This window comes from Psychrobacter sp. S1-30-MNA-CIBAN-0213, from assembly GCF_040309845.1.
In the GTDB taxonomy this organism is placed as follows: Bacteria; Pseudomonadota; Gammaproteobacteria; order Pseudomonadales; family Moraxellaceae; genus Psychrobacter.
The window spans coordinates 1-247 of record NZ_JBEOPE010000149.1; the positions used below are offsets into that span (position 1 = coordinate 1).

Here is a 247-nt window from a genome sequence, read left to right on the forward strand (position 1 = left end):
GTATTACCAGCCAAATTTTCACAAATTGAGTTTAATCGAACCGACGCATGCCCTAAGTTTAGAGCGGTTAGTGCAAGATCAGTAATTACGCGTGAGTGTGAACCTTGATCGTAATTAGTTAGGCGAATTAGCCTATCGGCCAGGCGGCGGTTATACCAAATACTTGGGGTTGGATGGTTATTTATTTCGAGTAAATCTTTATAAGTGGCCTTAAAAACACGATGAACAAGTAATTGTACACTTGGTC

1 protein-coding gene is annotated in these 247 nt (G+C 40.5%); it reads right to left on the minus strand.

Annotation, left to right across the window (positions count from 1 at the left end):
- On the minus strand, nucleotides 1-247 hold a 247-nt coding region (locus AAEY87_RS14300), incomplete at both ends, for a hypothetical protein (RefSeq protein WP_350657648.1).